General features: G+C 45.3%; 1 protein-coding gene. It reads right to left on the minus strand.

Going from position 1 to position 1,199, the window contains the following annotated elements; all coding sequences use genetic code 11:
* Positions 1-56 precede the first annotated feature (56 nt).
* Positions 57-1,097 (minus strand): IS481 family transposase, encoded by a 1,041-nt coding sequence (locus tag PY479_RS17520; protein ID WP_275484538.1) that lies wholly within the window; start codon positions 1,095-1,097, stop codon positions 57-59.
* Positions 1,098-1,199 lie beyond the last annotated feature (102 nt).

The following is a 1,199-nucleotide window of genomic DNA, read 5'->3' on the forward strand; positions in this document are numbered from 1 at the left end:
TGTACTAGCTCAGACCTGATCTGACAGTTACCCATTTTTCTGGTGCCTCCGTCAGATTAGATTTGAGCTAAATTCTTTTCAGCCCAAATCGCTTTCCCATCAACGAGTGTCGCCATTGGTGTTCGGCCACAACACATTTTTCCCTGATGAGTCCGTTCATTGTTGTAATACGCCAGCCATTCGTCCAGATCTTTTTGCAGTTCCTCCATATTTCCGTAAAGCTTTTTACGAAACGTTACCTGATAAAACTCATTCAAAATCGTTTTATGGAAGCGTTCACAGATACCATTGGTTTGCGGATGACGCGCCTTAGTTTTGGTGTGCTCTATGTCGTTAATCGCTAGGTACAACTGATAGTCGTGTTGCTCTACTTTGCCACAGTATTCTGTTCCTCGGTCAGTCAAAATACGCAGCATGGGTAATGCTTGAGCCTCAAAGAACGGCAGCACTCGGTCATTGAGCAAATCAGCCGAAGTGATAGGCGTTTTCGTTGTGTACAGCTTGGCAAATGCTACCTTGCTATAGGTATCAACGAAGGTTTGCTGATAGATGCGACCAACACCTTTAAGATTGCCGACATAGAAGGTATCTTGCGAGCCCAAATAGCCTGGATGGAAGGTTTCGATTTCACCACAAGCTTCATCATCCTGTTGCTTGCGTTCCAGCGCTGCGACCTGCGCATCTGACAAGATAATACCTTCTTGCTCGACCTTGGCTTCTAAGGCCTTTAAGCGCTTTTTGAAGTTCTCTAAATTGTGCCGCAGCCAGATAGAACGAACACCACTCGCCGACACAAATACGCCGCTTTTGCGCAGTTCATTACTGGTGCGAGATTGTCCATGGGCAGGATATTCAATCGCGTGCACTATGACGGCTTGTTCGGTTGCATCATCGACACGGTTCTTGAGGTTAGGCGCTCTTCTGGACTGATTGATAAGCGATTCAACACCACCACTTTCAACCAATTCCTGGTAGCGATAGAAGGTGTCTCGAGATACGCCCATCACCTTACAGGCCTTAGAAACGTTTCCCAGTTCTGCTGCGAGATTGAGTAAACCCGCTTTGTGTTTGATAATCGGATTGTTAGTATGAAGCATGAGAGTTGCCTTATGTTTTGATTTAAGATTCGACACCTTTATCAAAACGGGTAACTCTCATCTTTTCAAGATGATGTGTCAGATCTAGTCTGAACTAATACA

The organism is Shewanella sp. A32 (assembly GCF_029167175.1).
Taxonomy (GTDB): Bacteria; Pseudomonadota; Gammaproteobacteria; order Enterobacterales; family Shewanellaceae; genus Shewanella; species Shewanella yunxiaonensis.